This window comes from Hyalangium sp., from assembly GCF_035629615.1.
Taxonomy (GTDB): domain Bacteria; phylum Myxococcota; class Myxococcia; order Myxococcales; family Myxococcaceae; genus Hyalangium.
In genome coordinates this window covers 1-6601 of the sequence record NZ_DASPHO010000614.1, presented here as the reverse complement: position 1 = coordinate 6601, position 6601 = coordinate 1, and the positions used below count along the sequence as shown (strand labels likewise).

Annotated in this window: 7 protein-coding genes; 2 read left to right on the top strand and 5 right to left on the bottom strand. The window is 70.0% G+C overall.

From position 1 onward, the window contains the following. From VD972_RS31115 to VD972_RS31105, 3 genes are all read right to left on the bottom strand, one after another. The coding region (locus VD972_RS31115; RefSeq protein ID WP_324992413.1) for an exonuclease domain-containing protein at positions 1 to 134 on the bottom strand (134 nt) is incomplete at its 3' end. A 28-nt stretch (positions 135 to 162) separates the two neighbouring features. Beyond that, positions 163 to 846: a hydrolase gene (locus VD972_RS31110; RefSeq protein WP_324992412.1), complete on the bottom strand. Its 684-nt coding sequence runs from the start codon at positions 844 to 846 to the stop codon at positions 163 to 165. Positions 847 to 880: 34 nt separating this feature from the next. Beyond that, the gene (locus VD972_RS31105) at positions 881 to 1570 is read right to left on the bottom strand and encodes a hypothetical protein (protein ID WP_324992411.1); all 690 of its coding nucleotides are present in this window, start codon (positions 1568 to 1570) and stop codon (positions 881 to 883) included. A 274-nt stretch (positions 1571 to 1844) separates the two neighbouring features. Between VD972_RS31105 and VD972_RS31100 the strand changes: the two genes are divergently transcribed. Then, the gene (locus tag VD972_RS31100; protein WP_324992410.1) at positions 1845 to 3125 is read left to right on the top strand and encodes a cupin domain-containing protein; all 1281 of its coding nucleotides are present in this window, start codon (positions 1845 to 1847) and stop codon (positions 3123 to 3125) included. Between the two features lie 71 nt (positions 3126 to 3196). Here VD972_RS31100 and VD972_RS31095 read toward each other — a convergent pair whose 3' ends face one another. Next, entirely contained in the window at positions 3197 to 4894 is a 1698-nt protein-coding gene (locus VD972_RS31095) for a peptidoglycan-binding protein (RefSeq protein ID WP_324992409.1), read from the bottom strand. 117 nt (positions 4895 to 5011) lie between these two features. Between VD972_RS31095 and VD972_RS31090 the strand changes: the two genes are divergently transcribed. Next, positions 5012 to 5764, top strand: coding sequence for an enoyl-CoA hydratase (locus VD972_RS31090; RefSeq protein WP_324992408.1), 753 nt, complete (start codon positions 5012 to 5014; stop codon positions 5762 to 5764). Between the two features lie 10 nt (positions 5765 to 5774). On the opposite strand, the gene VD972_RS31085 is transcribed toward VD972_RS31090, so the two are convergent. Beyond that, positions 5775 to 6601: endonuclease I family protein (locus VD972_RS31085; protein ID WP_324992407.1), on the bottom strand; the 827-nt coding region annotated here is incomplete at its 5' end.

Sequence of the window (6601 nt, the reverse complement as noted above, 5' to 3'; positions counted from 1 at the left end):
CGCTCTATCTCTGCGATGGGCACCAGGTCCGGCCCGGTGATGATGACGCCAATCTCGATGATGGCGCACGTCTCTGGATCCAGACCCGTCATCTCCAGATCCAGCCAGACGAAGCGCGGTTCACGTGAAGTCATGGGGGGCCGACCCTACCATCAGATGGGCTCAGGTCCTCGCTTCCAGCCCCGCCTCCCCCAGGTATTTCACGAACCAGTCCGCCGCGTACCGGGCCACCTGCTCCAGCGTCCCCGGCTCCTCGAAGAGGTGCGTGGCCCCGGGAATCACCCGCAGCTCCTTCAGCCCTTCCAGCCGGGTGAACGCCTCCCCATTGAGCTCCAGCACCTGCGTGTCATCCCCGCCCACGATGAGCAACGTGGGCGCCTTGACCCGCTCGAGCACCGGCATGGCCAGATCCGGCCGTCCTCCCCGTGACACCACCGCGTGGATCCCCTCCGGCTGCAGCGCCGTTGCCACCAGCGCCGCCGCCGCGCCCGTGCTCGAGCCGAAGTAGCCCCTCCTCAGGGCCGCCAGCTCGGGCTGCCGCGCCACCCACCCCGTCACCTCCATCAGCCGCCGAGCCAGAAAGCCAATGTCGAACCGCAGCTCCCCTGTCGCCGCGTCCTCGGCCTCCTCCTCCGGGCTCAGCAGATCGGACAGCAGCGTGCCCAGCCCCGCCTCCCGGAGCGCGCGCGCCACGGCCCGGTTGCGCGGGCTGAAGCGGCTGCTGCCGCTGCCATGAGCGAAGAGGACGAGGCCTCGCGCTCCTGGAGGAACACCCAGGCTGCCGCCCAGCGCCGCCTCGCCGATCCGAACCCGTGCTTCGTGTACATCCGCGTCCTGTTGTCGCATGGCCTGTCCCCTTCCGCCCTCGCCAGATGGCGGCTCAGAGCCACTCGCCCGCCACCTCTGCCCCGGGCACCTCGCGCCCGGGCCTGCGCTCCCGGGCCCGGTCCAGCAGCTGGCGAACCTCGATGTCCGGCAGCCCGTGGAAGTCGTCGTACGCATGCTCCACCGTCAGCAGCGCCCACACTGGATGGCGGCACAGCACCTCGTCCGCCTCGAGCCGCAGCCGCTCCAGCTCCTCCCCCGCGGCCACCGGCGCCGCCAGCACCAGCTTGCGCGGGCTGCGCCGCCGCAGGCCCCGGAGCGCCGCGTACACCCGTAAGTCCTCCACGGCGATGCCCTCCACCACGAGCACCGCCGTGCTGGCTCCCGGCTCCATCCGGGGGTGCCCCCCGCGCAGCCGCTGGGCCTCGAGCGCTACCTCGCCTGCCTCCGCATCCATCCACTGCGTCATCTGGGAAGCAGGGACGTCCACGGAGCGCACTGTCTCCGCGTTCAGGAAGAACCCTTCGCCCTCTGCCACGGCCCCGAGCCTCGAGCCGGGCTGCACCGGAACCTCGACGAGCCGGGACACCCAGAGCTCCAGGGGTGCCCCCAAGGCCTGGGCCACCTCATACGCCACACGAACCCCACCCCCGTTCATCCCAAACACCCGGGTGTCGTGGCCGCCGTAGTTCAGCAGCAACGTCGCCAGGCGCCTGCCCGCATCCGCTCGGTCTCGAAAGCGCATCGGTCCCTCCCTGGAGCCGGCTCCCCGACACGGTCTGCATCTCCCCGAGGAAAAGCACGCAGCCAGCGCGCTGCGTTAAAGGAGCGGGCAATGGCTCTCTTGGTGGCATGCCCTCGGACAGGCAGCCCTCGCGGGTTCACGCGTTGTGCGTGTGGAGAGGCATGGGGATCGCACGTCGACATTTGTATGGGTCCTACGGGCAGGAAGCCTTGGGCTTGTCAGCTCACCTGGCGTGCACACCTTCGTAGAACCCCAGCTCTCCCCGGTTGCCGCCATGAGCCCTCCCTCCGCCGGTCCGGTCCCTCTCGCTGTTGATCTAACGCAGCAGGCCAGCCCCCTCGAAGCTGCCAGGCCCCGCGCCCTGCCTGAGCCGCACGAGCCGAGCCTCCCCTCCCGGGCCCCCCTGTCCACCGAAGCGGCGATCGAGGAGCTGCATGCGCGGCTCGCCTCGCACCCCTTCTGGGACAACCGTCTGCTCCAGGCATGCCGGCGGGGCGTGCTCACGCGTGAGGACTTCGCCTTCATCTTCTCCCAGTACGCGCTGTTCACCCGGTCGTCCGCGCGCTTCGTCCACGCGCTGATGGTGCAGTGCGACAGCGAGCTGTGGTGTACGAAGATGACCCAGGTGCTCTGGGAGGAGACGGGCGCACCGACTTCGGAGAAGCGGCCCACGGCGCTCTTCCGCCGCTTCCTGCGGGACGGGCTGGGGGTGGAGGTGGAGTCCATCCGCTTCCTGGACTGCACCCGCTACCTCGTGCGCGAGTGCCTGGATGGGTGCCTGCGCCCACCGGCGAGCGCGGCCAGCGCGTTCCTGGCGTTTGGGCTGGAGGCGCCCATTCCGAGGCTCTTCAGCGTCTTCGTGGACGCGCTGCTCCATGCCGACGTCTCCGAGCGGCACCTGGCCTTCTTCCACCGGAAGATGGATGACAGCGCTCGTGCGAGCCTGCTGGAGGAGCTGGTGCGCGCCCACTCCCGGGAGCCTGGCTGGTTCGACACGAGCATGCACGCCCTGGAGCAGGCGCTGGAGCTGCAGGGACGTTTCTTCGAGAGCCTGTTCGAGGCCTTGCAGCACCAGCGGCTCGGCCCGCTGTTGGAGCGCATCCAGGCGCGGCAGCCGCTGGCCCCCGAGTGCCCGGAGCCGAGCACCGTCCACCTGAGCGGCCTGTCCAACATCGTTCCCTTCTACCGCCATGCGCACGAGCTGCGCGGCATCGACTTCGCCGTGGACCGGGTGCCCTTCCCCGCGGAGGTGCTGGAGACGACGCGGTTGCGTGTGGCGCCGAGCCACGGCACCGAGCCGCGCGAGCATGCACACGAGCTGCTGCTCGCAGTCATGTCCGGCACCGGCCGGGTGGAGGTGCGCGGGACACAGGTGGACGTCAAACCCGGGGACGCCGTCTTCATTCCGCGCTGGGCCTCGTACCAGGCGCACGCCACGGGGCCGGAGCCGCTGGAGCTGCTGGCGGTGACGGACCACGGCCTCACGCGCCGCGCCCATGCCGAAGAGGTGCTGCGCGCCGCGCGACTCAAGAGCGCCACGGGCGTGGATCTCTGAAGACGGCACGGCCCCCCGTGCACATGAAGGCACGGCGGGCCGAACGGTGCTGCCTCAGCTCACCGGCGGGCTCAGCCGAGCTGCGTCCGGTACTTCGCCATCCACTCGGTGATCTGCCGTGCGTACAGGGCGCTGTCGTTGCCATCCGACGGCGGCGCGTACTTGTTCACCAGGCCGGCCCAGTCCTTCGTGTCGACGAACTGCCGGTACGTGGAGCTGCCCAGCAGCCGGAAGTAGGCCTCGATGCCCTTGTCCAGCGAGGGGAACTTCGTGAAGCCCCCGTTGGGCACACCGCCCAGCTCCCGCTCCCACTCGGCGAAGCGCAGGTTGCCGGGGTTGTTGTTCCCAGGCGCCACGCCCGTGGTGTTCCACTGCGCCTCCTTCCAGAACATGGCCAGCCCCAGCTCCACCGGGACGTTGTACTTCTTCGCCATGGCCAGGATCTGCTCGCCCTTGCCCGCAAGGCCGCTGCCCTTGAGCATGGCGTTCAGCTTCGCCGCCTTGCTGCCATCCACCGGGCCCGGCTGCACAGGACCCGGGCCGGTGGTGCCGCCCAGCGCCTTCTCCATCGCCGCGCGCGTCTGCGGGCCGAAGAGTCCTGAGGCGGGGCTGATGCCCTTGTCCGCCTGGAACTTGGACACCGCGGCCTCCGTCTTCGGGCCGAAGATGCCGGGGCCCGTGGCCACCTGCTCGCGCGTCATGTAGCCCAGCTTCACCAGCCCGTCCTGCAGCTTCTTCACCTCGGGGCCCTCGGCGCCGCGGCGCAGGTCCACCTGGGGCACCTCCACCTTCCCAGTGCTGGGGGGCGGCTTCGCGGGGGGCGGCTGGGGGGCAGGAGCCAGCGCCTTCGTCAGCGCCGCGCGCGTCTTCGGGCCGTAGATGCCCGAGTCCGGGGTGACGCCCTTGTCCGCCTGGAACTTGGACACCGCGGCCTCTGTCTGCGGGCCGAAGATGCCGGGGCCCGTGGCCACCTGCTCGCGCGTCATGTAGCCCAGCTTCACCAGCCCGTCCTGCAGCTTCTTCACCTCGGGGCCCTCGGCGCCGCGGCGAAGATCCACCTGGGGCGCCGTCACCGGGCCGTTGTTGGTGGGAGGCGGGGGCTGCGTGGGCGGGTTGCCCGTCACCTTGCCGCCGCTGTTCACCCAGTACTCCACCGGCGCGTTGCCGAACGAGTCCTTCACGTGCCCCTTGTTGAAGTTCTTCCCACCGGCCTGGGCGATGGCCGGGCCCTGGGACGTCACCTCACCGGGGCGCACCACCGCCACGTGGCCGATGCCGCCCTGGTTCTTCCACACCGCCACCGCGGGGTGCCCCTGGTTGGCCAGCTGCTGCGCCTCCTGCGCGCTCACCTTCTTCCAGCCGTGCCGGTTGCCGTGCTGGTGCAGCCAGTCCACCGTGCCGTTGGCGCTCAGCTCGCGGCCCTGCCCCACCCCCACCGAGTTGCCACTGTTGTTCACCCAGTGCGGAATCTCCGCGCCCATGGCCCGCGTCACGTCCCACACGAAGATGTTGCAGAACGTGTCCCGGATGCCGTCCCCGCTGGAGTCCCGCGGCGTGTAGCGCCCGTTGTTCCCCACCGCGAACTGGTTGATCACGTTGTCGTACGTGGAGCGGTTGCGCTGGGACGGGCTCCCCCGCAGCGGCGGATTGGTGGGCTGCGCCGCGTTGGTGTTGGTGGTGCCTGACGCCGGCCGGGAACCATCGAACTGCAAGGCTTCTGCGCGCGGGGCCGTCCTCACGGGGGCGGCACTGGTACGGGTGACGGACATGGCGAAAACCTCTGTGTGAATACGTTTTGTCCAGATTGTCGGAAGGTGTGGGCAAAAGTTTCCTCCCTTTTCGAGAATCCGGCAGAAGCCCCCGGGCCGGGGGTAGGCTGCGCGGCCATGTCCGAGACCCTTTTGACGCAGGATGCCGAGGGAGTTCGCACCCTCACCTTCAACCGGCCCGAGAAGAAGAACGCCTTCACCCATGCCATGTACGAGGCGGCCACCGAGGCCCTGTTCCGGGCGAGCCTGGATCCGGCGGTGCGGGTGGTGGTGCTCACCGGCGCGGGCGGCACCTTCACCGCGGGCAATGACATTGGAGACTTCCTGGAGCAGCCGCCCACGGGCGAGGACAGCTCGGTGTTCCGCTTCCTGCGCGCGCTGGTGAACTACGAGAAGCCGGTGCTGGCCGCGGTGGACGGGGCGGCGGTGGGGATCGGCACGACGATGCTGCTGCACTGCGACTACGTGGTGGCCACCGAGCGGACCCGCTTCGTGATGCCCTTCATCAACCTGGGCGTATGCCCGGAGGGCGCCTCCAGCCTGCTGCTGCCGCGCAATGGGGGAATGGCGCTGGCCTCCGAGCTGCTGATGTTCGGAGATCCGTTCGACGCGGCCACCGCGCTGCGCGCGGGCATCATCAACCGCGTGGTGCCCGAGGCTCAGCTCCAGGAGGTGGCGAGCGAGCGCGCCCGCACCCTGGCCGCCAAGCCCGTGGAGGCGCTGAAGGTGACGAAGCGGCTGCTGCGCGAGCCGCTGCGCGCCGAGGTGAACGGCGCCCTCCGCCGTGAGGGCGCCGAGTTCCTCAAGCGCCTCCACTCGGACGAGGCGCGCGAGGCCTTCATGGCCTTCATGAGCCGCAAGGGCAAGTAGGCGCGGCCGCTCAGCCGAGCCCCTCGTGGAAGTCCACCAGGTCGGCCCACTCCGGGTGGTCGATGAACGGGTTGCGGTTGCCCTGGCGCTCGAAGATGGCCTCGTTGCGGTGCCGCTCGTAGAGCGAGGGCGGATCCTCCCGGTGCCAGCTCAGCAGCACCGCGAGCCGGCTCGCCTCGTACTCGGTGGAGGTGCGGTTGATCTCCCCCGGGTACCGCAGCAGGAAGTAGAGCGTGGCGCGCGCCACAGCCCCCTTGCCCGTCGTGGGCTCGAACTTGTTGGCCACCCGCTTACCGCACTCCTCGCGCACCGCCTCCTCGAAGTCCGGGAAGTCGAAGTACGGCGTGTTGCCCCGGAAGCTGTTGCAGCCGGACTCGCACGCGAACAGATGGTGCAGGTCTCCCCGCATCGGCTCGCGCTTGGCGAACCACGACTGGGGCACCACGTGCTCGCAGTTGTACGGCAGCGCCGCCTCCAGCAAGTCCAGCTGCAGCGCCATGGCCTCGGCGCCCAGAGCACTCTCGGCCGCCAGCGCCTCGCGGAAGCGCTCGCCACGCCGCTGGTCGATGCGCGCATCCTCGCGGATGAAGTCCTCGGGCTCGTACTCCTTGCCGGAGTAGATGCTGCGCAGCAGCCCGTCGGGATACAGGTCCACCACGGGGTAGACGTGGCGCATGGGCGCGTAGCGCAGCCGCGTGCGGTGTGTGCCTCGCACGAGCCCGCCGAGCGCCTCATAGTCCGGCGCCTCTCCGAGCTCCGAGTAGTAGCGCTCTTGAGCCGCGCGGGAGGCGGCCTCGTCGAAGTAGGGCGAGCGCCGGGCCCGCTCCAGCTCCGCGA